This window comes from Sphaerisporangium sp. NPDC004334 (assembly GCF_053602655.1).
Map to the genome: position 1 here is coordinate 22130 of NZ_JBSGDZ010000009.1, position 23257 is coordinate 45386.

Below are 23257 nucleotides of genomic sequence, written 5' to 3' on the forward strand. Positions count from 1 at the left end.
CGCCGGCGATCCGCGTACGGCGGCCGAACCTCGAAGGGAACACGAGTGACTGAGGCATCTCCCGCCCGCGGCCCGGGCGCCCGGCGGGCGGTGACGTCCCGGGCGCAGGACGGGGCGTGGTTCCTCGACCGGCTGGTCCCCGGCTCGCCTGCGCACCACGTGCACCGGGCCTACCGGGTGACCGGCGACCTCGACCTCGTGGCGCTGGAGGCGGCCTGGCGCGAGGTGGCGGCCCGGCACGACATCCTCAGGACGACCCTGGTGGACGAGGCCGGACGCCCCGCGCAGCACATCGCCGCCCGGCCCGCACCGGCCCTCACCCTCACCACCGTCGACCTGACCGCCTCCCTCCTCGGCTCGACCGGCTCCATCCCGGCTCCGCGAAGTGCCGTTTCCGTCCTTACGGGGGGCGCGGTCGCGACCGGGAGGGGCGCCGTGCTTCCGGTCGCCGCCGAGGCGGCGGCGCTGCGGTGGTGCGCCGGGCAGGTCGCCGCTCCGTTCGACCTCGCCGCCGGGCCCCTGGCCCGGCTCGCGGCCGCCCGGCTGGCGCCGGGGGAGTACGCCCTGGTCATGGTGCTGCACCGGGCGGTGGCCGACGACCGTTCCCTGACCCTGCTGGCCGAGGAGGTCTCGGCCTGCTACGCCGGCGCGGCGGCCGGCCGCCCGCCGGGTGCGGCGCTGCCCCCGCCCGGCCTCCAGTACGCCGACTTCGCCCGCAGGCAGCGCGAGCGCGAGTCCACCCCCGAGTTCGCCCGCCTGCGCGACGCCTGGATCTCCGCCCTCCGCGCCCCGGAGTCGCCTCTGGCGGGCCCGCCGCTGCCGGTGGACCGGCCGCGTCCCGCCGGGCCGTCCCCCGAGGGCGACTCCATCCGCTTCGACTGGGGCCCCGAGCTCGCCCGCGACCTGGCCGCGCTCGCCCGCGCCGAGGGGACGACGCCGTTCGCCGTGCTGCTCGCGGCGTCGCAGTGCCTGTTCGGCCGGTACGGGCGCGAGGACCGGCCCGTGCTCGCCGTCACGGCCGACGCGCGCCCGCCCGGCTACGAGCGGGTCGCCGGCCCCTGCACCGATCTCCTGGTGCTGCGCGGCGACCTGTCCGGAGCCCCGTCCTTCCGCGAGGTGCTCCGCAGGGCGGCGCGGCTGGCCCTGAAGGCGCACGAGCACCGTGAGGTGCCCTTCGACGAACTGGTCCGGGCGCTCAACCCGGAGCGGGACCCCTACCGCGTCCCTCTGGCCGACGTCATGCTCGTCTGGCGCGAGCTGCCGGAGCCGGAGCTCGCGCTGGCCGGAGCGGCCGTCCGGTCCGTCGCGGTCGGCGGCGGCGCGGCCCGTGGCGACCTGGCCCTGGTCGTGGACCGCGCCTCGCCCTCGGTCCGCGGCTGCCTTGAGTACCGCGAGAGCCTGTTCGACCGGGCGTCCGCTCGCATGCTGCTCGGCCAGCTCCGCACGTTGCTGACCGCCGCGCTGCGCGAGCCGGACCTGCCCGCCGGCGCGCTGCCGCTGGAGGACCCCGCGCGGCTGGCCGCCGCGGTGCGCGACGCCGACCGCATCGCCGACGCGCCGCCCGCCCGCCCGGTCAACGACCTGTTCCACCGGCGGGCGCGGAGCCGGCCGGAGGCGGCGGCGGTGGCCTGGGACGGCGCCGAGGTCTCCTACCGGGAGATCGAGGAGCTGGCCGCGCCGCTCACCGCCGCGCTCCGGGCGGGCGGCGGTGTGGACGGGCTGCCGGTGGCGGTGCGGGTCCCGCAGGGCCCCCGCCAGGTGGCGGCGCTGCTCGGCGTGCTGGACGCGGGCGCGTACCTGGTGTGCCTGGGAACCGGCGACACCGGCGAACGCGGCAAGGCGGTCCTCGCCGACCTCGCCCCGGCCCGCCTGGTGCTGGACGGCGAGGCGGCCGACGGCGAACTGGCGGGCTGGTACCGGCGGGAGCTGGGCGGGCAGGTCGTCGACATGGCCGCCCTGCCGGCGACGGCCGCCCCTTCCACCGCTTACGAGACTTCGACCGCCCACGAGACTTCCACCGCCCACGAGCGGCGGGCCTACGTCGCCTACACCTCGGGCTCGACCGGCAGGCCGAAGGGCATCCCGCAGTCGCACGCGGCGCTGGCGCGGTTCGTCACCTGGTTCGCGGCGGAGTTCCGCATCGGCCCCGGCGCGCGCGTCGCGCAGTGGGCCGCGCCCGGGTACGACGCGAGCCTGGTCGAGATCTTCGCGACGCTCGCGGCCGGCGCGACGCTGTGCCCCGTCCCCGACCGCACGCGGGCCAATCCCGACCGGATGGCCGGCTGGCTCGCCGCCGAACGCCTCACCCACTTCCAGACCGTCCCGAGCTTCGCCCGCCAGCTCCTCACCGCGGTCGCCGACCAGGGCGTGCAGGGGCTCCTCGGCGGGCTCGGCCACCTGCTGCTGGCGGGAGAGCCGCTGGCGGGAGAGGTGGTCGACCAGGTGCGCGCCACGCTGCCGTGGGTGCGGACGGTCAACCTGTACGGTCCGACCGAGACGATCCTGGCCACCTGGCACGAGGTCACCGGCCCGGTGCGCGGCGTCGCGCCGATCGGCCGGTCGATCCCCGGACGGCAGGTCCTGGTGCTGGACGACCAGGACCGGCCGTGCCCCGCGGGCGTCACCGGCCAGATCGTGATCCGCGGCCCGCACATCACCCCGGGGTACGTCGGCGCCGCGGCCGGTGAGCGGGCGCCGTTCCGGCCGCTCACCGGCTTCGACCCGGCCTGCCGCGGCTACCGGACCGGCGACCTCGGCCGCCGCCGGTGGGACGGGTCCCTGGAGTTCGGCGGGCGCGGTGACTTCCAGGTGAAGTTCAACGGCGTCCGCATGGAGCTGACCGACATCGAGGCCGCGCTGGCCGCGCATCCGTCGGTCGCGGAGTGCGCGGTCGTCGCGGTCGCCGACCGCACCGGCCTGGTGACCCGCCTGATCGGCTACGTCGTCCCCCGCCCGCCCCCGCCGGACCTCGGCGGGCCCGCTTCGGAGCGGCGGGAGGCGCCGGACGCCGGCGGTCTCCCGCAGGAAGGGCGGGCCGGGCCGGAGGTCTGGCGGGCGGCGCTGCGGCTCCGGTTCGGCAAGGCGATGCCGCCGGTGTCGTTCAAGACCCTCGACGCGCTGCCGCGCAACGTCGGCGGCAAGGTGGACCGGAACGCGCTGCCGCGCCCGGCCCCCTCCGCCGCCCGCCCCGGCGGGCCGCCGCGCGGCCCCGTCGAGGCCGAGGTGGCCGCCGTCTGGTCGGAGTTGCTCGGCGGCCGGCGCGTCGAGGCGGACACGACCTTCTTCGCGGCAGGCGGGCATTCCCTGCTGATCCCGCGGCTGCTCGATCGGATTCGCGGGCGTTTCGGAACGGCGATCTCGGTCGCGCGATTCCTCGCCGATCCGACACCTGCCGGTCTGGCCGCCCTCGTCGAGGCGCGAGCCGTACCGAAAGAAGCTGTTATCCAAACCATGATGGGGTGAGCAACGTGACTCTGGTGGAAACCGAAGTGTCCGTCGACTTCGACGGCGAGAGCCTGGAAATCGCCGACGTCCGCCGGGTGGCCGAGGACTGGGCGTCCGTCACCATCGCCCCCGCGGCGCTGGCCAGGGCCGCGACCAGCCGCCGGATGTTCGAGGACACCATCCGGCAGGGCATTCCGGTCTACGGCGTGACCACCGGTTACGGCGAGATGATCTACATGCTGGTCGACACCTCCAAGGAGGTGGAGCTGCAGACCAACCTGGTGCGCAGCCACAGCGCCGGCGTGGGGCCGCTGTTCGCCGAGGACGAGGCCAGGGCCATCCTGTCCGCCCGGCTGAACGCCCTGGCCCGCGGGTACTCGGCCGTGCGGCCGGAGCTGCTCGAGCGCCTGGCGCTGTACCTCAACCTCGGCATCACCCCGGCCATCCCGGAGATCGGCTCGCTCGGCGCGAGCGGCGACCTGGCGACCCTGGCGCACATCGCGACCACGCTGATCGGCGAGGGCTACGTGCTGCGCGAGGGCAAGCGGGTCGAGACCGGGACGGTGCTGCGCGAGCACGGCATCGAGCCGCTGCAGCTCCGCTTCAAAGAAGGCCTGTCGATGATCAACGGCACCTCCGGCATGACCGGGCTGGGGTCGCTGGTCGTCGGCCGCGCCATCGAGCAGGTGCGCCAGGCCGAGATCGTCACGGCGCTCGTGGTGGAGACGCTGCGCGGCTCGACCAGCCCCTTCCAGGCCGAGGGCCACGACCTCGCCCGTCCCCACCAGGGGCAGATGGACAACGCCGCCAACATGCGGGCGCTGATCAAGGGCAGCGGCCTCACCCTGGAGCACGCCGAGCTGCGCCGTCAGGCCCAGGAGCAGCGCGCGGGCAAGGGCGTGGACCGCACCGAGGTCTACATCCAGAAGGCGTACACGCTGCGGGCGATCCCGCAGGTCGTCGGCGCGGTCCGCGACAGCCTGTACTACGCCGCCGAGAAGCTGCGTATCGAGCTGAACTCCTCCAACGACAACCCCCTGTTCTTCGAGGGCGTGGAGGAGATCTTCCACGGCGCCAACTTCCACGGCCAGCCGATCGCGTTCGCGATGGACTACGTCACCATCGCGCTCACCCAGCTCGGCGTGTTCTCCGAGCGGCGCACCAACCGGATGCTGAACCGGTACCTCAGCGACGGCCTGCCGGAGTTCCTGGTCAAGGGCGACCCGGGACTGAACAGCGGCTTCGCCGGAGCGCAGTACCCGGCGACGGCGCTGGTGGCCGAGAACAGGACCATCGGCCCGGCCAGCACCCAGAGCGTCCCGTCCAACGGCGACAACCAGGACGTCGTCAGCATGGGCCTCATCGCGGCGCGCAACGCCCGCAGGGTGCTGTCCAACAACAACCGCATCCTGGCCGTGGAGTTCCTCGCCGCGGCGCAGGCCGTGGACGTGTCGGGCAGGTTCGAGCAGCTCAGCCCGGCGGGCAAGGCCACCTACGGGCTGGTGCGCTCGCTGGTGCCGACCCTGGACGCCGACCGGTTCATGTCCGACGACATCGAGCTGATCGCCGCCGCGATCTCCCGCGGGGAGTTCCTGGCGGCCGCCTCCAGCGCCAACGTCGAACTGCGCTGAGCCGCGCGGAACACAGCAATACAGAAGAACAGTGACAGGGCCCGGGGTGGATAGAGTTCATGGATATGGCCGTGCGACCATTCTCCTCCCCGGGCCGGACCGCCCGATGAATTCCTCTGCGCATTTCCGGAATTCCACGCGGGCTCCCGGCGCCGGCGTCGGCCCGCGCAGACCCGAAGGAGGACCTGGAGCATCATGACGATTTCTGCGCCACCGCAGGCGCCGGCCGGCACGGCGGAACGAATTCCGCTCTCCTTCAACCAGGAATTCCTCTGCAATTTCGACGTGGGCGACGAGGAGGGGCCGTTCGGTCCCAAGTACAACATCGTCTGCGGCTGGCGCCTCACCGGCGCCGTCGACGTCGAGATGCTGCAGGACGCCCTGGACGACGTGGTGACGCGCCACGAGTCGCTGCGCACGATCATCGTCCGGTCGGCCGAGACCCGCTATCAGGAGGTCCTGCCGCCGACCCCGGCCGCGCTGCTGGTGCGCGACTTCACCGGCGTCGCCCCCGGCGACCGCGAGCTGCGCGCCGAACAGCTGCTCATCGAGCTGGAGGCGGGCGCGTACGGCATCGGCGAGCTGCCCCTGCTGCGCGCCGTCATCGGCCGGTTCGCCGACGACGACGCGGTGCTCGTGCTGATCGCCCACCACACCGCCGCCGACGAGTGGTCCATGCGCCTGATCATGCGCGACCTCGTCGGCTGCTACGCCTCGCGCTCCGGTCACCAGGTCGAGCTGCCCGAGGTGTGCCAGTACGGGGAGTACGCGCGCTGGGAGCAGGAGAGCGCCGCCGGGGCCGCGTCCGCGGACAAGCGCGCGTTCTGGCGCGAGCGGCTGCGCGGCGCCCGCATCCTGGCCACGCCCACCGACCACCCGCGCTCGGCCGGGCTGCCCAAGGCCACCGCCTGGCACCGCTTCTGGATCCCCGCCGAGCTGACCTCCGGGGTGTTCGAGATCGGCCGCGGCATGCGCAGCTCGCCGTTCATGGTCCTGCTCGCCGCCTACGCCACGCTGCTGCGCAAGGAGACGGGCGTCACCGACATCGTCGTGCCGACCTTCACCTCCGGCCGCGCCCAGCCGCGCTTCATGGACACCGTCGGGTCCTTCTTCAACTTCGTCCCGCTCCGAATCGATCTGGACGGGTGTGACACCTTCCGCCAGGTCGTCGAGCGCACCCGGGCCACCTGCATCTCCGCCTACACCCACGACATCCCGTTCGCGCAGGTGCTGGAGGAGGCGCCGGAGCTGATGCTCCCCTCGATCGCCGACGACCGCGCCGTGTGCGCCTTCCAGGTCTTCCGGTCGCCGCTGGCCGGCCAGGAGGAGTCGGCCGGAGGTCTCGCCTACTCCGAGATCCGCCGGCGGCTGCTGTCCCAGCCCGTGGGCGGGGACATCCCCGACGGCGCGATGTGGCACCTGGAGATCGACTCCACGGGCGACATCGTCGGAACCCTCGGGTTCAACAGCAACCTGTTCGACAAGAGCACCATCACGCGCATGGCGTCGGAGTTCCACCAGGTGGTCGCGGACGCGGTCACCGCCCCCGACGCCCCGCTGCGGTGGGGCCCGCCACCGGGGGCCGTGACCGCCTGAGATCCGACCAACCAGCAAGCAGAGCCCGTCGAGCGATCGAGAAGCCTTGCCAGGCAAGCAGCGAGAGGACATCCAATGAGCACTGAGGGCACGGGGAAGTACACCGTCGAGGAGATCGAGAAGAAGGTCGAGGACATCTGGAGGTCGGTTCTCCAGGTGCCCGAGGGCCACGAGCGGGAGACCTTCTTCGAGCTGAACGGCGAGTCCATGGCCGCCAACCGGCTCGTGTCGCGCGTCGAGGGGGAGCTCGGCATCTTCATCGAGGTCGGCGACATCTTCGAGGAGGACCCCGACCTGGCCGGTTTCGTCCGCAGCGTCGTCGCGAAGGCCGGCGACCCCTCGCGGGTGTGACGTCAGTGGGCCGGTCATCGGCGGCGCCCGCGCGCGACCCGCGCGCGGGCGCGAGGACAACTCTCATCATGAAAGGTGGTCTGCGATGGCGGGCCTGACCCGGGTGCGACCCGACGCCGACCTCGGTGAGGTCGTCGAGATCCTGGAGCGCGACGGCGCGGTCATCGTCGAGGACTTCGTCGACGACGGCACGCTCGCCGCGCTGTGGGACGATTTCGGACCGGCCCTCGACGCGTGCGAGTACAGCCAGGACTGGTACAACGGCAAGCGGACCCGCCGCGTGTCGTCGTTGTTCGCGCGCACCGCGCACCTCACCCCCGTGGTGACCCAGCCCCTGTACCTCGGGGCCGCGCGGGCGATCATGCAGAAGCCGGTGCCGATGTGGGTCGGCAAGTCGCGGGTCGAGATGACCCCGACGATCCAGATCAGCGGCACCCAGCTCATCCAGCTGCACGCCGGGCAGGGCAAGCAGCCCCTGCACCGGGACGACGCGCTGCACCTGCGCCGCCACCCCGGGCCGACCAGCCGGGTGCAGCTCATGCTGGCCATGAGCGAGTTCACCGCGGCCAACGGCGGCACCATGGTGATCCCCGGCAGCCACCACTGGGACGACGAGCGCGCCCCCGAGGCCTCCGAGGCGCTCCCCACCGAGATGCCGGCCGGCTCGGGCCTGATCTGGCTGGGCGGCGTCTACCACGGCGGCGGCCGCAACGACACCGAGACCCCGCGCACCGGCATGACGATCGCGCTGGACCTGGGCAACCTGCGCCAGGAGGAGAACCAGTACCTCGCCGTGCCCAAGGAGTCCGTGCTGGCCTACCCGGAGGAGGTCCGGCGCCTGCTCGGGTACGACCGCTGCCCGCCCGGCCTCGGCTGGTACGAGATGGATGACCCCTATCTCGCCTTGGAGAGCGACGCCCGCCCCGGCGTCCCCCTCACCCCCGGCGTCCGCGTCTGACCGCCCCCGGCGTCCAGCACCCCCGAGACCGGCGAAGGCCCCGCCTCCGCCGGTCTTCCCATGCCCACCGGCCCGCGCGTGCTCCTGAGGTGCCCTCCCTCAACGTGGGCCGGCCGCGAGCGTGTCGCGAATCGCGTAGCGGTGCATCGTGACGCCCCGCTCGAACGAGCGCTGCTCGAGCAGGTCGAGCTCGACCGGCACGTCGTACTCGTCGAACAGCGGCCTGCCGAAGCCGAGGATCGCGGGATGGGTGAACAGCAGCAGCTCGTCGAGCAGCCTGGCGCGGAGCAGCTGTGTGGCGAGCGTCGCGCCACCCACACCGATGGTGCCGTCGGTCTCGGCACGCAGGGCGGCGAGCTGCTCGATCGCGTCGTCTCCGCCGAAGACCCGGGTGTTGTGGTCGGCGCCGCGTCGGGTGCGCGAGACGAGCACCTTGGGCATGTCCGTCCAGATCTCGCCGTACTCACGCATGTAGTCCGGCAGCGACGCGTCATGACGCGCCTGCGGCCATGATTGCTCCATCGTCTCGTAGATGACCCGGCCCTGCACCATCGACGCGAGCCCCCGCGCCCGCGCGTTGAACTCCCGGTGCAGCTCCTCGCCGATGTGCAGCCACTCGCCCGCGCCGTCGTCCCCCGGAACCTGCTCGATCCGCAGGTCGAGGGACACGTTCATCCAGTATGTGAAGCGACCCATCGTCTCCCCTTCCGTATAGTGGTTGCAATCTGCAACTACTATAGGGGGGCAAACCACCTGTCAAGGAGGAGTCGTGGAACCACGGTCCGAGTGCCCGATCAACGCCGCCGTCGAGGTGCTCGGAGATCGCTGGTCGTTGATCGTTCTGCGCGACGTCATCTTCGGCGACCGCCGGTACTTCCGCGCGCTGCTCACCGGGTCGATCGAGGGCATCGCCTCCAACATCCTCGCCGACCGCCTCAAGCGGCTCATCGACGCGGGGATCCTCACCCGCGGCACCGCGGTCCGCGGACAGCGCGCGCGCTTCAGCCTCACCGAGGCCGGCATCCAGACGCTGCCGATCATCTACGCCCTCGGCAACTGGGGCCTCGACTGGACCAGCGGCGGCGCCGAGCTCCGAAGCCGGCAGCAGCTCATGCGGGACGGAGGCCCGGCGTTCGTCGAGGAGCTCATGGACGAGCTCCGCGTCCACCACCTCGGCGCCCCGCCGAAGCCGCACGACGGCCCGGGCGCGTTCGAACGACTCGGCGCCGCCCACGCCGCCGAGCAGCAACAAGCCGATTGAACAGCCGGCGACTTCGCTGCTTCCGGCCATATCGATCAAGATGAACCACGCGGCGCCGACCGGTGGTTTCGTCGTGTCGTCCGCTCACCCGTCGCAGGGCTTGGCAGCCGAGGCGGAGTCTCCCGTCGGCCGGGAGGCGGGAGCGTCGACCAGTTCTATCTCGATCGCAAGCACGCCGAGAGCTTCCTTCTCCGGACCATAGATGCGGCGGATGTTGGCGAGCTGTTGTTCCCGGGGACTGGTGGGATTGACCTTCTCGGGACCTTCGGCATCCAGCATCTCCTCGAAGGAAATGTAGCGGGCGACGCGTCGCACTTTGGTGAGGACGTCATCGCGGCCGCACACGAACCGGATGTAGTCGCCGGTGGTCAGGGTACGCAGGCTGGGGTACTGGACGCGGACTTCTATCGTCTTGCGGCCATCGGCGACAAGGTCGAAGTACCGGCGGTAGAGGTTCATCTCCCGGGCACGCATGCCCGTCTTCGTGTGCGGGCGTGCGGTCATGATCCTGTCTACTTCAGCGGTCGTGTAGGAACGGTAGAAATGCTTGGGGTCGGCGAGCATCTTGCCGACCAGCCAGACCATGGCGTCGACATAGGAGTCGAGATCGCCGGGCCATTCGGTGGCGTCCAGCATCCATGGATGGGTGCCCGGTGGCGGCGCCACCTTGCCCTCACGGATGAGGGACTTGGAGAGTTTGGCGCCGGTGTCGGTGAGAATCATCGGCGTGAACACGCGCGGCGGCGGAGGTGGCCCTGGTAGCTGGGCGAAGGCCTCGTCCACCAGTTGGCAGCCGTAGGCCCAGTCGCCGCCCTTGACCATGACCGACAAGGTGACGTGGTCGCGGGCGGCCAAGCGCTCCTTCACCAGGTTGCGGTAGAGAGTGGCCAGATCGAGGTAAGCGCTGGTGTCGGCGGTCATCGAGATCTCGTAGTCGCCGTGGTCGGTGCACACTGCGGCGAAGTCCGCCCCTCCTGAGCCGGTTCGCAGCAGTCGGGTGCGTTCGGCTCGCTTTTCTGCCCAGCCGCAGGCCGGGCAGGGCAGCCGGATGTGAACCTGGCCATGGGAGGGCGCCAGAGGCCAGCGGATTTGGTCCAGCCTCCCGAGGGTGGCGAGGAACTCATGCCGGAAAGCGGGGCCGCCCTGCTGAGCAGAGTAGGTCTCGATCTCGTAGTCAACGCCGGTGGCGTCGGCGAGCGAGTCGAACATCGCCCGGTAGTACTTGCCGATCAGATCGCCGACCCCGTCCGGGCCGAGGGCATGGAAGTAGGTTTGCTGGTAGGCGTGGTGTGTCTCTGGATCGAGCCGGACGTCGTACGGTGCGTTGTCCAACGCTCCGAACCGGACTACGGCGTCGACGTTGAAGGTGCGCTTGGTGGCTTTGGCCAGCAGGAACGCCGCGGTCTGGACCAGAGAGGTGCCCAGGTGCGGGGCGCCGTTGATCTGGGTGCCGACGCAGAAGGCGACGCGGTCGGGGTTGGCGGCCTGGAGCCGGGGCCGGACCATATCGACGCTGCGCAGCATCGCGTTGGCCAGCACGTTGTTCGGGCTGATGATCTCCACACTGTCGGCACGGCTGTTCATCGTGGTACCTCTCGATCAGGTCGCCGGCACAGGGATCTGGGCGAGGATGAAGTCGACACGCCGGCCAGGTTCGTCGGCGGGGACGAAGATGGGCCGGTATGCGGCGTCGTAGTAACCTTGAATGATCAGTTCGTGGACGCGTCGAATCTCGCGTTCCTTGGCCCACACGAGGTCGTCTTCGGAGTCGAAATCATCCAGCGGATCCAGGACGAACACCGCGTCGTAGCGGTAGACGCGAGAGGCTTCCTCCAATTCGGGGTAGGGGCCGAGACCGAAGAAGGCGTCCCATCCGTACCCGTCCGGGATGCCGCGGTTGTAGAACCGCAGTCCGAACTTGTGGTCGCAGTACTCGGCGATGAACGCCTCGAGCACATCTCGGGAGTAGGCGCGCCGGTCGCCCACCTGTAGATGCCGGCCAAGCCGATCACGGTGCTTGCGGTAGATCTCTCGGGCTGGTTCACCCTCCGTCGCGGGGATGCCTCGTCCGTGCAGTTCGGCGATGACCGCTTCCTTGCCGGCGGATGGCCCGCCTGTTACGACGTATCGGCGAGGTGGAGTATTCGGATCAAGAAGCTGCTCTGCTCTCATGATGTGATGACCTCCATCTAGGAACCGCTTGCGTGGCCGCACAATGCTCGCCGCCATACGGCGGCGAGCGCGGCACCGCCGGCGGCTGCGCCCAACCTCGCGGTGAAGTCGGCAAGACCTCCCACGGGGTCGGCGATTTCGGTGAGAAGCAGCTCTTGGGCAGGAGTGATCGGGGGTACCCACCCCGCGAAGGCGGCGACCTCCTTAAGGCTCGAATCGGTCGCCGCGTGTAGCAGGACGTTGCCGTAGGCCGCCCGGTATCTGGCAGCCGCGGTCAGAACCAAACCGTGCCGCCACAGGGCCGTCACGGCCGCCGCTTCTGTCTCGGCCGCAGAGGCTTCCATGCTGACCAGACGGGCTACCGTGAGCAGCTCAGCCCGCAGCAGGTACATCGCCCCCCATAGCGCGGCGAGGGCGTGCTGATGCTCGGCCGCCTCCCACGCGAACACGTCCGCCGGAAGCACGGGCGGCCCCGAGGCGGCGTGCAACTCGGGAGGTGTGGCGTGCCGGGCGGTGAACTCCTCGCTGTCACGGCGCAGCTGCCAAGCCACCAGCCTCGCCACCTTTGGTTCGATCCGCTTGCGGAAGTGATGCACCTCGTACTGGGCGGCTGCTGCCGCCGCCTGGCGGCGGGCCGTCAACGTCGCCCCCGATGTTTTGGCCTCCGCCCCGAACAGAAGCCGGGCCGCGAGGGCCAGCTCCGCGTTCTCGAACCGGTCAAGCTGTTCCCGTAGCAGCCCGTCCAACGCCCGTACTCGGCTGGCGGAGTCCTCCGGACGCAGCGCCCGCGCCTTCACCCCCCGTAGACCTAGTAGGGCTGGGCCGCACAGATCCGGCCGGACCGGCAACCCGCCACGCAACAGGGTCCGGATCTCGTCCGGCAGCGCGTCTGTGGGCGAGCCGCCTGCTTCTCCGCTCACGGGATCAGTATGGCAGCCGTACCCAGTAAATGCCCAGTATCATGCCCTGAAAATGACCAGAGGCTTGACGGATCCATCCTGATCCGCCGGCCTGGAACTCCGGTGACCGCAGAGATGGGCGCCGCTTGGACGGTCGACGTGCTCGACCACGCTCTTCGTGAAGAGACGCCGCGCATCGGGCTCTGGCTGGACACGTCGGAGCACACGCCGGACCAGACGGTCTCAGCGATTCTCGACGGCCTCCTCGCCGCCCAGGTGGAAGCGAACTGACCCAGGTGAACGTGTGGTCCGGCGTCCACCGGCGCCCGACCACCGGGTCGTGACCGTATTCCCAACCGACGATCACCCCGGCTAGGCTGGGCGTCGCTGCTATCTGCACTCACCGGACTGGATGTTCAGGGCGGGATGGCCAACGGAGCGACATACGGCAGGCCGATCGGTCGCGACGCTGAGCTCGGCCTCCTCGAGAGCGCCGTGTCCGGAGCCGCCGACGGAGCGCTACGGGCCGTGGCGGTGCGTGGCGACCCGGGAATGGGCAAGACCCGGCTGCTCGCCGAACTGGCCGACATGGTTCGGGCCCGTGGGTTCGCCGTCCATCACGGCCAGGCGACCGAGTTCGAGCGTGACGTGCCGTTCGGTGTCTACATCGCCGCGTTCGAACCCCAGCCGGGTGATCCGCGCCGGGACGCGCAGGGTGCGCTGACCGAGTTGCTGCTGGACGCCACCGGACCGTCCGAGGCGCGGCGCGCGGGGCTCGACCGCTACCGGCTCTTCCAGCGCGCGCGCCGGCTCATCGAGGACCAGGGGGCCGCCGGCCCGGTCGCCATCGTGCTCGACGACCTGCACTGGGCCGACCGGTCCTCCGTTGAGCTGACCGAGTATCTGCTGCGCCGCCCGCCGCGGGCGCCGTTGCTGCTGGCCACCGCCTACCGCACGGCGCAGGCGCCCGCGGGCATCGGGCGGGCCCTGGCCCAGCTCGGCGACGCGACCGTCCACATCAGCCTGGCCCCGCTGGGCGAGGCCGACGTGGCGGCCCTGTTACCGGGGGCCGACCGCGGCCGGCGGCGACTGCTGTACCGCACGACCCGCGGAAACCCGCTTTACCTCCAGGTGCTCGCCGACGCCGGGGTGGAGACGCTCACCGCGCTCGCGGAGGCCGGGGACGCGGCGACCGGCGCACCCGAGCGGGCACTGCTGGACGTGCTCAGCACCGAACTGACCGCCCTGACGCCCGATGTCCGGCAGGTGGCCTGCGCGGCGGCGGTGGCCGGTGAACCGATCTCCCTGGACCTGGTCGCCTCCATCACCGAACTGCCTGAGGCCGCCTTCGACAAGGCCATCGACCACCTGGTCGGCGTGGGCACGGTGGTGGAGGCCGACGCCTGTCTCCGCTTCCGCCACCCGCTGGTCCGGGCCGCGGCGTACTGGATGGCCGGCGCGGCCTGGCGCTCGCGCGCGCACGAGCGGGCGGCGGAGCATCTGCGCACCAACGGCGGCCCGCTGCAGCTGCTGGCCCACCACACCGCGCGATCGGCCAGACACGGCGACGTGCAGGCGGTGCGGACGCTGGAGGCGGCGGCCAGGGCGGCTCTGGACGCCGCTCCGTCCACCGCCGTCCGGCTGTTGCGCACGGCGATCCGGTTGCTGCCGGATGAGGCGGACCTGGCCTTGTGGCGGGTCCAGCTGCAATGGGCACTGGGCCGCGCCTTAGGGGTGACCGGCGAACTGGCGGCCAGCAGGCAGATCCTGCAGGAGGTGATACGGGCGCCGGGGCCGCTGCGTATCGCCGCGGTGAGCTTCTCCTCGATGGTCTATCGCCTGCTCGGCGACTTCGACGAGGCCAAGGCACTGCTCACCACCGAGCTGACCCGGCCGCACGCGCCCGACCGGTCGACCAGCCTGGCCCAGGTCGGGCTGGCCGCGGTCGAGTTGATGGGCCGTGAGCCGGCGAAGGCCCGGCGCACGGCCGCCGAGGCGATCCGGTCCCTGAAGGACGCGGACGACAAGGCGCTGGAAGCGGCCGCCGGCACCATCCAGGCGCTGGCCGGCCTGCGCGAGGGCCGCGTGGCACACAGCCGCGGCGAGACCGACCGGGCGGCGTGGCTGACCGACGCCATGACCGACGACGTGCTCGCCCCGCACCTGGAGTTCGTCGCGCCGCTGGCGTGGGTCGAGCTCCACCTGGGGCGCTACGACGACGCCTTGCGGCATCTGCGCCGCGGGCTGGACATCGCCTACCGTGCCGGGCGTAGCCACAGCGTGCCGTACCTGCTCATCGTCGTGTCCGCGCTGCACGAGCGGCAGGGCCGGCTGCCCGAGGCGGTGACCGCCGCCGAGGAGGCCCGCGAGGCGTCCCGGCTGATCCACAGCCGGGAGACCCTGGCCATGTCCAGCATCCTGCTCCTGCGTCCGCTGTTGTGGCGGGACGGACCGCGGGCCGCCCTGGAACACGCCGAACGGATCTCCGGGACCCGGCCCCGGTCGGGGTGGTGGTCAGGGCTGGCGACCCTCGACCTCGCCCTCGTCCACGCCGAGGCCGGGCGGCCCGACCGGGCCATGGCCGCGTTGACCGGGCAGGAGCCGGCCGACGAACCGACCACGACGTACTGCCTGGCTCTCCAGGCGGTGACCACGGCCGCCGCCGGCGGCGCCGGGTCCGAGGCCGACTCGCTCGCGGAAAGCGCCGTTCTCCGGGCGACGCGGTCCGGTCTGCCGCATCAGCTGGGGTTCGCGCACCGGGCACGGGCGAAGGTGCTCATGCTCGCCGGGCGGTCGAAGGAGGCGGCCGTGCACGCGGCACGGGGCGCCGACCAGTTCGCCGCCGCCGGAGCCCCGGTCGAGGAGGGGCTCACGCGGCAACTCGCCGCCGAGCTGTACGCCGCCCTGGGCGCGGCCGGGAAGGTCCAGCACGAGATAGGCCGGGCCAAATCCCTGTACGCCGCCGCCGGGGCGACCTGGCTGTCGGCCTCGCTGGCGCGCGACGAACGCAGGCTGGCCGCCCGGGCGCCCCGGGGGCGGCGCCGGCCGGCCGGTCCGCTGTCCACGCTCACCACCCGGGAGCGGCAGATCGCCGACCTCGCGGTGGACGGACTGACCAACCAGCAGATCGCGGAGCGGCTGTACCTGAGCCCCAAGACGGTGGAGGCCCACCTCTCGCGCACCTTCGCCAAGCTCGGCGTCCAGTCGCGCGTCACGCTCACCCAGCACCTGACGGCGGACGCCCGGTTCAGGGCCGAACGAGCCGCCGCCGGCCCGGACGCCGGGCCGATGTAGGGGGGTGCGGTAGGGAACCGCCCGATGCTAGCGACGGCCGCCGTGAAGCATGCTGCTGCGGCAAGCCACGCGATCATCGAGCGAGGTTCACATGTCACCCTCCCGTGTCCCGAGACGTACCCGGGTGTACGTCGTACTGGCGACGTTGTCCGCCGCCCTGGGGCTGCTCCTGCCGGCCACTGTGGCCAGCGCCGATCCGATACCGCTGCCGACCCGAGGTCCGTTGCCGACGCTCTCGCCGCTGCCGTCCGGCGTTCCGTTCCCGACGCGCCCGCCGCTGCCGGTCCCGCTGCCGTGCCCGCCGACCTGTGTCGATCTGGGGCCGGATCCGTACGACGCGGTCGTCTACGGCGACAGCTACACCAGCGGCGAGGGCGCGAGCCACGACCACACGTACGTGACGAAGTCCGACGGCAGCGAGGACTGGACCCACAAGTCCGGTCTCGCCCCCTTCGCCGTGGCCTGGACGGCCCTGGAGATGAACCGCTACCCCTTGTACAGGCCGACTCTCACCTCGGACACGATGCGAACGACGTTCGGGCGCGACCGGCTCTTCTTCAACGCCTCGTCCGGCGCGTGGATCAAACACCTCAACGAGCCGCAGATGGAGAAGGGCGGAACGGTCGTCCGTAATCCGCCACAGGCCCAGGACGTCCCGACCATGGCGAAGATCGCCTACTTCGGGCTGGGCGGCAACGACGCCGGTTTCGCCGACCTGGTCAGCACCGCGGCCGAGGCGTACCTGAACCCGGCCACCGGCCGTTTCGGAGTGTTCACCTGGCAGACCGACCAGGAGCAGGCGGTCGCCCTCGAGGTGAGCCGGCTGCAGTCGCGGATCACCCCCCTGCCGGACAAGATCGCCCAGGGACTGGAGACCGTCCGGGAGACCCACCCGGTGGCGGAGATCGTCGTGGCGCTCTACCCGCTTCCGGTCAAGGAGTCGGGCAACACCGGCATGGAGGAGATCACCGGCCACACCATGGACCTGATGTATCCCTTCGCGGCCAAGGTGAACCAGGCCATCCGGGACGGGGTGGCGCAGTTCCAGGCGAGCCATCCGAACACCCAGGTCCACATCTTCGACCCGAACACGGCAGGGCCGAACGGCACCAGCGTGGTCGCGGGACATGAGCTCGGCCGTCCCGACACCTACTTCCAGGGCCTCGTGCGCCGCCCGGACGTGCTGTGGAGCGGCAAGATCTTCAAGTCGTTCCAGGAGAGCTTCCACCCGAACGAGCTCGGTTCGGTGGCCATCGGCAAGGCGCTCGCGACCTTCCTGGCGGCCAGGATGCCGGCACTCTTCCCGCAGGGGCCGAACTTCGACCGCGTGACCATCAACCCGCAGCCGCTGGCCGACGCGACGCCGGATGAGATCCAGTCGGTCGGGCAATGGGCCTACACCAACTCCGCGCAGGTCTGCGAGGAGACCGACATCGACAGCGTGTGCCGCGCCATCACCCCGACCGGCATCGTCCTGTCGACCGACCTCTGGTTCGACCCCCGCAAGGTCCTCCCGTACCCCCTGCCCGGCGAGCCGGTTCCGGGCGGCTCTGACACCGGTTCCCCCGGCGGCGGTGGCGGCGGCGGGTCGACGTGGATCCCGGCCGAGTACATTCCCAAGGACCCGTGCGACATCTTCCGGCCGGTCCGCTATCAGTTCTACACGGGGGTGCAGGTCAGGGGCGGACCGGTGCAGACCGCGACGGCCATCGACACCCTCATCTTCGCTCCCAAGAAGCCCAAGTGCGTCCCAGGCGTGGGGCTGATCTTCGAGTAACCGCCGTCTCGTCACGGCCACGTGCCACCGCCCCGGCGGAAACCCGCCGGGGCGGTGGTCTCAGTGGCGAATGGGGTGGGCGGTCAGGGGTTGAGGGTGGTGCCGTTGCCTATGCGGCGGAGGTGGTCGAAGGAGGACAGGTCGGGGACCGTCCAGCCGTCCAGGTCGTACTCGCTGAGGCACTGGTCGACGAAGGCCTTGTAGCCGTCGACCTCGCCGCCCACCAGCTGGGCGTTCAGCAGCTCGACGCGGGTGTTCTCGTGGTTGCCCGCGTAGTTGCGCTCGTACAGTTCGTGCCGGCCGCCGAACTCGGTGCCGATGGCGTCCCAGAGCAGCTTCATGACCTTGATGCGCTCGACCGCGTCGCTGCCGTCCGACCCGCGGATGTACTTGTCCAGGTAGGGCCGGATGTCGGGGTTCTTGAAGTCCTCGGAGCTGGAGTTGATGTAGATCAGCCCGCTGGCGATGTCCTGCTGGATGATCTCCTTGATCCGCGGGTAGCCGGTCTGCATGAACCAGCGGTAGGCCAGCCCGTACGCCGGGTTGGGCAGCAGGGCGCCGTCCTTCCACTCCACCGGGTTGCGCGCCGCGGCGTCGGAGAAGGCCCAGAACAGGTTGCGCCACGCCAGGACCTCGCCGATGCGGGTCTGCACGCCGCGGAAGTCCTTGGTGCCGGTCATCTCGGTGGCCTTGACGAGCAGCCCGGCGATGAACTCCAGCTTCACGGCCAGCCGGGTGCAGCCGTGGAAGGTGAAGCGCTCGAAGAAGCCGGAGCGGCCGGTGAACAGCAGCGCCTTGCCCAGGTTGCCGTAGACGAAGACGTTCTCCCAGGGGATGAGCACCTTGTCCAGGACGAGGATGGTGTCGTTCTCGTCCAGCCGCGAGGAGAGCGGGTAGTCGAACGGCGTGCCCATCACCGTGGCGGCGGTGGAGTAGGACGGCCGGCAGATGAGCTTCATGCCCTTCGCGCCCATGGGGATGGTGGCGACGAGCGCGAACTTCTTGTCCTTGATGGGCAGCCCGTAGTGGGCGATGAAGTTGTAGTGGGTGAGCGCCGAGCCGGTGGCCACGACCTTGGCCCCGCTGACCACGAGCCCTGCGTCGGTCTCCTTCTCGACGTGCACGAAGACGTCGGCGACCTCGTCCGGCGGGCGGTTGCGGTCGACCGGCGGGTGGACGATCGCGTGGTTCCAGTACAGGACCTTCTCCTGCGACTCCTTGTACCAGCGCCGGGCGTTGTCGGAGAACGGCTCGTAGAAGTCGGCGTTGGCGCCGAGCGTACCGAGGAAGGCCGCCTTGTAGTCGGGGCTGCGCCCCATCCAGCCGTAGCTCATGCGCGCCCACTCGGCGATGGCCCGCTGGTCGGCGACCAGGTCCTCGACGCTGTGCGGCGTGGTGAAGAACCGGTGGGTGTAGCCGTCGCTGCCGGTGTCGGTCGGCTTGGTCAGGATGGCCTGTTTGTCGGGGTCGTGCAGCGCGTCGTACAACCGCGCCGTCATCCTGATGGGGTTGTGGAAAGCCGGGTGCGCGGTGACGTCCTTCACCCGCTCGCCGTACAGGTAGATCTCCCGGTCGTCGCGCAGGCTCTCGATGTACTCCTCGCCGGTCAACGGGCGCGTCTTGGGCCGCTCCGCGGCCACGCCGGCCTCAGGGGCGGCCGTGTCGGCGGCTGCCGGACTTCTTTCCTCTACGTGCACCTCAACTCCTCGATGAATCGGTAGCCGTCGAGCCGGCCGTCCAGGGGAGGTGCCTGGAGGAAGCACGCCCCGAATGGACACGCCCGAAGAAAAGTCCGCTGTCGCACGCGTGCCGGCGGTCGGGCCGGGGCCGTGCTCGCCGGTGAAACGTTCCGCTCGGCGCCGATGACGGGCGGGCACACCGGAAGCCTGTCGCGGAGCTTAATATTCACATCCGCCATTCCCGCGGCACATCTCTCACATTGCGGTCTCCGGCCTGCGGAATAGGGCTTTCGCATTCCAGAAGATGCGTGGCAGGAAGGCCGGTGCGACCGTCGGATGGTGAGCATCGGCGGCCGGCGATCCGGCCACGTGCGAATTCCGGGCCTTCCGGCGCGCCTGCCGGCGCCGCCTTTTCTCGCCGGTCTTTTCTAGGAGGATATGGTGCTGACGACCGAGGTTCCGACGCGGGACCAGCTCGTCCAACGCGCGTCCGAACTCGTGCCGCTCCTTCGCGGGCACGCGGCCTGGAACGAGGACAACCGCCGCGTCCACGAGGAGTCCATCCAGGCCCTGGCGGACGCCGGCGTCTTCAAGATGCGGGTCCCCGTCCGCTACGGCGGCTACGAGTCCGACACCCGTACGCTGATCGACGTCGCCACCGAGCTCGGCAGGGCCGACGGCTCCACCTCCTGGGTCGCGTCGGTGTACTGGATCCCGACGTGGATGGCCAGCATGTTCCCCGAGCCCGTCCTGGACGAGGTGTTCGCCACCCCGGACGTGCGCATCTGCGGGACGCTGAGCCCGACCGGCATGGCGGCGAAGGTCGACGGCGGCGTCATCGTCAACGGCAAGTGGGGCTTCATCAGCGGCGCCCTGCACGCCCACTACCAGGTCATCGTCGCGATCCAGATCGGCGGGGAGGGCGAGCCCATGCCGGTCGCCATCGTCGTGCCGATGTCGGACCTGACGATCGTCGACGACTGGCACACCTCGGGCCTGAAGGGCACCGGCAGCGTCACCACGATCGCCCAGGACCTGTTCATCCCCGACGCCCGCGTGCTGCCGCTGCCGCTGGTGCTGCAGGGCCAGGCCGCCTCGCCGGCCGTCCAGGGCCGCCCGATCTACAGCTCGCCGCTGCTCCCGGTCGCCTCGGCGTCCTCGGTCGGCACCCTGATCGGGCTCGCCAAGGCGGCCAAGGACACCTTCCTCGAGCGGCTGCCCGGACGCAAGATCACCTACACCGGGTACGACAGCCAGGCCGAGGCGCCGCTGACCCACCTGCAGGTGGCCGAGGCCGTCAACAAGATCGACCAGGCGGAGTTCCACGCCCACCGGCTGTCGGGACTGGTCGACTCCAAGGGCGCCCAGGGCGCGGAGTGGACGATCGAGGAGCGGGCGCGGGCCCGCGGCGACATGGGCGCGGTGGTCAAGCTGGCCAAGGAGGCGGTGGACATCTTCGCCTCGGCGAGCGGCGGCTCGTCCATCTACAGCATCGTGCCGATCCAGCGCATCGCTCGCGACACCCACGCCGCGAACCTGCACGCCCTGATGCACCCGAACACCAACGCCGAGCTGTACGGGCGGATCCTCTGCGGTCTCGAGCCCAACACGCTCTACATCTGACGGCAGAGACGACCAAAGGATCTCGACATGGCCCCCACCAGCACCGCCACCGCCGCCCCCGCCGTGACCGACAAGGACAAGGCCGCCGTCGTCTCGGTCCCGAGCCGCATCGTCGCGGCGTGGGCGAGCCACAACGCCAAGGCCTTCGCCGAGGTGTTCACCCCCGACGGCACCATGATCCTTCCCGGGGCGTTCAGCAAGGGCACCGCGGACATCGAGGCGTACATGACCGCCGCCTTCGCCGGCCCGTACAAGGGCACCCAGGTCACCGGCCTTCCCATCGACATGCGGTTCCTGAACGCCGACACCGCCCTGGTGATCACCCAGGGCGGCGTGCTCGCCGCGGGTGAGAACAAGGTGCACCCCGACCGCGCCGTCCGCGCCACCTGGGTCGTCGCCCGGCACGAGGGGCAGTGGAAGCTCGCCGCCTACCAGAACAGCCCCCTCGAGTCCGCCTGAGGCGGACACGGGGAGCCGCCGGGCCGTGCCCGGCGCGCGCGGTGCGACCGCGGGCGCCGGCCGGCCCCTTCGGCGTTCCCCTCCGCCCACGGCGCGAGCCCGTGGTCTTCCCGGGCCCCCTTCTCCGACGGCCTCCCGGGCGGCTTTCCGCGCGGGCGCCGGGCGGCTCTTCTTCCACGTTGCTTGATACGCGGCAGCGCGTTGACGTGCGCTTCGCCGGCCATGTTCCATGGGAGTCGTGTCAGCACCTTGTGTGCGGTCCGCGGCACGAGCCGGGGTGCTTGATGCCGGGAAAGCCCGGCGTCGCGGCTCGGCCAGTGGCACGACCTCTCCGCCGGCGGCGTCCGGCCGTGGGCCGAGGGGCCCCAATGGGGTCTTCGGCGGTCCGCAGATCCGTCGCGAGGAGTTGACGATGGCGCCCACATCTGACAGTGCGCGATCGGCGATCTCGGCGTCACCGCCGGTGCGCGCTGAGGAGACCGCCGAGTGCCTGGGCGGGGAGGTGCATCTCGCCTACGCCCACCGTCCCGAGTCCGGCGTGCTGGCCGTCGCCGCGCACTTCTCGGCCGAGACCGCGCGCGGGAGGGCGCGGGTGCGGGCCGCGGCTTTGGACGCGCTGCACCGGCTGCCGGACGGCGTGGCCGTGCCCTGCCCGCCGGACGACCACAGGGAGCTGTGCCTGTCGGACTTCATGCCGGACCCGCCCTCCGGCCGCCACTCGCGCGTCGCGGGCATCGGCCTGCTCAGCCACGAACGGTACGTGCTCCCGGCCGAGGTCGTGTGGATGGGCGAGCGGGACTGCCGGGTGGAGCCCACGGCGGTGGGCGTCATCGGCGAGAAGGGCGTCTCCGGCGCGATCGCCGACCTGCTGGCGCACGACATGGTCACCCGCTGGTGGGCGAGCCCGCGCATGCCGCTGCTGCGCGTCTCCCAGCACCTGGCGACGATGATCCCCGGGGAGGCGGCCGAGGCCGCGGCCGCGCTGGGGCTGCGGGTGTCGGCGTTCGCGCTGCCCGGCCCGGACTTCCAGATCGCCGTCGTCGGCGTGAGCGGGGAGGGCACGACGATCGCCACGGCCGCCGCGCGCACGATCGGCGAGGCGGTCGCCGAGGCGTTCCTGCGGGCGCTTGCCGCGCGGGCCCAGCCGTGGGACAGCCTGTCCATCGCCGACTCGCTGCGCCGGCTGACCGTCTGGCACCGCGAGGTGGACTACCTGGCCTACCTGGAGTGGTCGGCGCTGGACGCCGACGGCTCGGTGATGGACCGGCCGATGCCGGGGGACGGGGAGTCGGGCTGGGCCGACATCGCCTGCCGCCGGTTCGGGCACGAGCCGATCGTGGTCACGCTCGGCGAGACCGGCGAGGCGGTGAAGGTGGTGTGCCCCGGCGCGGCCTGCTACCGCACGGTGCCCCCGGGCACCACCTTGCCCTGCCCGGTGCCCTAGCCGCCGGACGCCGATTCGCCTCGCGTGCCGGGGGAGAGGCCGCCGCGGTCGTGGACCAGGCGCCACAGGAACCGGCCGAACATCTCGCGCTCGCCGGGAGTGAACGGGGCCAGGAAGGTGTCAAGGGCGTTCAGCATGGCCGGGCCGAGCTTGTAGCGCAGCAGCGCCTGCCCCTCGCCGGTCAGGCCGATGGCGTACTTGCGCCGGTCATCGGGGTTGCGCGCGCGCTGGACCAGGCCGAGGCGCTCCAGCCCGTCCACGACGCTGACCATGGTGGTGCGGTCGATGCCGTGGGTGCGGGCGAGCTGCTGCTGGGACTGCGGCCCCACGGAGTCGATGGCGGTGAGCACGATGACGTCCTTGGCGCGAAGCCCGAACGGCTCCACCGCCGCTTCCAGTAGCTCGGCGAACAGCTCGCCGGCCTTGCCGAGCAGGATGCCGGTGTCCCCGGAGGAGAATCCCGGCAGGGGGACGTCGGAGTTCGGGGAGTCAGCGCTCACAGACGTGCCTTCCGTGGTCACCTGTCACGAAAAGTGCGGCATGCCGCATATTAAGCACGGCTCCGTCTGGCACGAGTGTCACACGCTGCGATGGGCAGCGCAACCGACGGTCAGAAATCCAATCGTCAGCAAAGCTGATTGACAGTGAAGCTGATCGTCTGCGACCATA

At 71.2% G+C, this 23257-nt stretch carries 18 protein-coding genes; 12 read left to right on the plus strand and 6 right to left on the minus strand.

Going from position 1 to position 23257, the window contains the following annotated elements; genetic code table 11:
• Window positions 1-45 precede the first annotated feature (45 nt).
• The 5 genes from ACWEN6_RS12825 (at window position 46) to ACWEN6_RS12845 (ending at window position 7980) form a co-directional block, all read left to right on the plus strand.
• Window positions 46-3462 (plus strand): non-ribosomal peptide synthetase, encoded by a 3417-nt coding sequence (locus ACWEN6_RS12825; RefSeq protein WP_452570334.1) that lies wholly within the window; start codon window positions 46-48, stop codon window positions 3460-3462.
• A complete protein-coding gene (gene cmdF / locus ACWEN6_RS12830; RefSeq protein WP_354926469.1) occupies window positions 3459-5075 on the plus strand; it encodes a tyrosine 2,3-aminomutase in 1617 nt (538 codons plus the stop codon). Before ACWEN6_RS12825 ends, cmdF begins: the two co-directional genes overlap by 4 nt.
• 195 nt (window positions 5076-5270) lie before the next feature.
• Window positions 5271-6671: a condensation domain-containing protein gene (locus tag ACWEN6_RS12835; RefSeq protein WP_452570335.1), complete on the plus strand. Its 1401-nt coding sequence runs from the start codon at window positions 5271-5273 to the stop codon at window positions 6669-6671.
• Window positions 6672-6746: 75 nt separating this feature from the next.
• Window positions 6747-7022, plus strand: a complete 276-nt coding sequence (locus ACWEN6_RS12840; protein WP_354926473.1) for a phosphopantetheine-binding protein — start codon at window positions 6747-6749, stop codon at window positions 7020-7022.
• 85 nt (window positions 7023-7107) lie between these two features.
• The gene (locus tag ACWEN6_RS12845) at window positions 7108-7980 is read left to right on the plus strand and encodes a phytanoyl-CoA dioxygenase family protein (RefSeq protein WP_354851151.1); all 873 of its coding nucleotides are present in this window, start codon (window positions 7108-7110) and stop codon (window positions 7978-7980) included.
• Window positions 7981-8079: 99 nt separating this feature from the next.
• Here the strand turns inward: ACWEN6_RS12845 and ACWEN6_RS12850 are convergent, their stop codons facing one another.
• Window positions 8080-8676 (minus strand): dihydrofolate reductase family protein, encoded by a 597-nt coding sequence (locus ACWEN6_RS12850; protein ID WP_354926475.1) that lies wholly within the window; start codon window positions 8674-8676, stop codon window positions 8080-8082.
• 73 nt (window positions 8677-8749) lie between these two features.
• Between ACWEN6_RS12850 and ACWEN6_RS12855 the strand changes: the two genes are divergently transcribed.
• The gene (locus tag ACWEN6_RS12855) at window positions 8750-9241 is read left to right on the plus strand and encodes a winged helix-turn-helix transcriptional regulator (protein WP_452570336.1); all 492 of its coding nucleotides are present in this window, start codon (window positions 8750-8752) and stop codon (window positions 9239-9241) included.
• An 84-nt stretch (window positions 9242-9325) separates the two neighbouring features.
• On the opposite strand, the gene ACWEN6_RS12860 is transcribed toward ACWEN6_RS12855, so the two are convergent.
• The 3 genes from ACWEN6_RS12860 to ACWEN6_RS12870 are packed head-to-tail and all read right to left on the minus strand — an operon-like array spanning window position 9326 to window position 12333.
• Complete coding sequence (locus tag ACWEN6_RS12860; protein ID WP_452570337.1) at window positions 9326-10825, minus strand: ASCH domain-containing protein; 1500 nt, start codon at window positions 10823-10825, stop codon at window positions 9326-9328.
• Between the two features lie 15 nt (window positions 10826-10840).
• Window positions 10841-11413: an ATP-binding protein gene (locus ACWEN6_RS12865; protein ID WP_354926481.1), complete on the minus strand. Its 573-nt coding sequence runs from the start codon at window positions 11411-11413 to the stop codon at window positions 10841-10843.
• A gap of 17 nt (window positions 11414-11430) precedes the next feature.
• On the minus strand, window positions 11431-12333 hold the full coding sequence (locus tag ACWEN6_RS12870; RefSeq protein ID WP_452570338.1) for a hypothetical protein: 903 nt from the start codon (window positions 12331-12333) through the stop codon (window positions 11431-11433).
• Between the two features lie 102 nt (window positions 12334-12435).
• On the opposite strand from ACWEN6_RS12870, the gene ACWEN6_RS12875 reads away from it, so the two are divergent.
• The 3 genes from ACWEN6_RS12875 to ACWEN6_RS12885 all read left to right on the plus strand — a co-directional run bounded on the left by ACWEN6_RS12875 (window position 12436) and on the right by ACWEN6_RS12885 (window position 17383).
• Window positions 12436-12603, plus strand: a complete 168-nt coding sequence (locus ACWEN6_RS12875) for a hypothetical protein (RefSeq protein WP_354926485.1) — start codon at window positions 12436-12438, stop codon at window positions 12601-12603.
• A gap of 135 nt (window positions 12604-12738) precedes the next feature.
• Window positions 12739-15606: a helix-turn-helix transcriptional regulator gene (locus tag ACWEN6_RS12880; RefSeq protein WP_452570339.1), complete on the plus strand. Its 2868-nt coding sequence runs from the start codon at window positions 12739-12741 to the stop codon at window positions 15604-15606.
• A 91-nt stretch (window positions 15607-15697) separates the two neighbouring features.
• The gene (locus tag ACWEN6_RS12885; RefSeq protein ID WP_452570340.1) at window positions 15698-17383 is read left to right on the plus strand and encodes a hypothetical protein; all 1686 of its coding nucleotides are present in this window, start codon (window positions 15698-15700) and stop codon (window positions 17381-17383) included.
• Between the two features lie 83 nt (window positions 17384-17466).
• On the opposite strand, the gene ACWEN6_RS12890 is transcribed toward ACWEN6_RS12885, so the two are convergent.
• Window positions 17467-19080: a 4-hydroxyphenylacetate 3-hydroxylase family protein gene (locus tag ACWEN6_RS12890; RefSeq protein WP_452570341.1), complete on the minus strand. Its 1614-nt coding sequence runs from the start codon at window positions 19078-19080 to the stop codon at window positions 17467-17469.
• Window positions 19081-19500: 420 nt separating this feature from the next.
• Between ACWEN6_RS12890 and ACWEN6_RS12895 the strand changes: the two genes are divergently transcribed.
• From ACWEN6_RS12895 to ACWEN6_RS12905, 3 genes are all read left to right on the plus strand, one after another.
• Complete coding sequence (locus ACWEN6_RS12895) at window positions 19501-20685, plus strand: acyl-CoA dehydrogenase family protein (protein WP_354851169.1); 1185 nt, start codon at window positions 19501-19503, stop codon at window positions 20683-20685.
• 27 nt (window positions 20686-20712) lie between these two features.
• Entirely contained in the window at window positions 20713-21144 is a 432-nt protein-coding gene (locus ACWEN6_RS12900) for an SgcJ/EcaC family oxidoreductase (RefSeq protein WP_354851172.1), read from the plus strand.
• Between the two features lie 412 nt (window positions 21145-21556).
• The gene (locus ACWEN6_RS12905) at window positions 21557-22588 is read left to right on the plus strand and encodes a hypothetical protein (RefSeq protein WP_452570342.1); all 1032 of its coding nucleotides are present in this window, start codon (window positions 21557-21559) and stop codon (window positions 22586-22588) included.
• On the opposite strand, the gene ACWEN6_RS12910 is transcribed toward ACWEN6_RS12905, so the two are convergent.
• The gene (locus ACWEN6_RS12910; RefSeq protein ID WP_452570343.1) at window positions 22585-23088 is read right to left on the minus strand and encodes a MarR family winged helix-turn-helix transcriptional regulator; all 504 of its coding nucleotides are present in this window, start codon (window positions 23086-23088) and stop codon (window positions 22585-22587) included. The two genes, ACWEN6_RS12905 and ACWEN6_RS12910, sit on opposite strands and share 4 nt — an antisense overlap.
• Between the last annotated feature and the right edge of the window lie 169 nt (window positions 23089-23257).